At 60.8% G+C, this 1,164-nt stretch carries 1 protein-coding gene; it reads left to right on the top strand.

The window, feature by feature from the left end:
* On the top strand, positions 1–1,164 hold a 1,164-nt coding region (locus A39O_RS0110920), incomplete at both ends, for an IS1634 family transposase (protein ID WP_020504695.1).

Genomic DNA, 1,164 nt, shown 5'->3' with positions numbered 1-1,164 from the left:
GCCGCGGCAGTGGGGCGCGTGCTGGGTGGCGTGTGGGCTGTGGGATCTGTTGCAACTGGACACCTTCTGGGCGTCGCGACTGCCACCCAGCCGCAAGGGCACACGCTGGTTAAATGTCCTCAAGACCCTGGTGGCGTACCGCCTGATCGACCCCGGCAGCGAATGGCGCCTGCACCGGCACTGGTTCGACCACAGTGCGATGGGTGACCTGCTCGGGGAGGACTTTGCCATCGCCCATAGCCACACCCTCTACCGCTGTCTCGATCATCTCGTGGAGCACAAAAAGGCGCTGTTTACGCACCTGCAAGAACGCTGGCGCATCCTCTTCGATGCCCGCTTCGAGATCCTGCTGTACGATCTGACCAGCACCTATTTTGAATGCGACCCGCCGGAGAGTGGCAAACGCAAATTCGGCTACAGCCGTGATAAACGCTCCGATTGCGTCCAGGTGGTCATCGCCCTGATCGTCACCCCGGACGGCTTTCCGCTGGCCTACGAGGTACTCGCCGGCAATACCCTCGATAAACAAACCCTCACCGACGCCCTCGCCAAGATCGAGGCCCAATACGGCAAGGCCGACCGCATCTGGGTAATGGATCGTGGTATCCCGACCGAAGCGACCCTGGCCCTGATGCGCGCCTCCGATCCGCCGGTGCATTATCTGGTGGGCACCCCCAAAGGGCGCTTGACCAAGCTGGAAAAGTCCTTTCTAACCAAGCCCTGGGCGGTGGTGCGTGACCGGGTCACGGTCAAGCTCTTGGAGCAGGACGGCGAGTTGTATGTCCTGGCCCGTAGCGCCGGACGCCAAGACAAGGAACGGGCCATGCGCCGTCGACGTCTCAAGCGATTATGGAAACGCCTGCAGGAGTTGCAACGCCAAGACCTCAGCCGCGACGACCTCTTACTGAAACTCGGTGCGGCGAAGAAAGACGCCGGGCGCGCCTATGGGTTGGTGCGTATTCAGGTACCCGCGCCCGATGAACCCGTCAGCGCCACGACCTTTACCTTTGCACTCAATCGCAAGAAACTGCGCCAGGTCCGCCGACGTGAAGGTCGCTATTTGCTCCGTTCCAATCTGGCCAGCAACGACCCTGTCCAACTCTGGACCTGGTATATCCAACTCACCGAAGTAGAACAGGCTTTTAAAGAGCTGAAGGGTGACCT

The organism is Lamprocystis purpurea DSM 4197 (assembly GCF_000379525.1).
GTDB lineage: Bacteria > Pseudomonadota > Gammaproteobacteria > Chromatiales > Chromatiaceae > Thiodictyon > Thiodictyon purpureum.
Note: the sequence above shows the minus strand (reverse complement) of the source record. Positions and strands in the feature narration are given on the sequence as shown.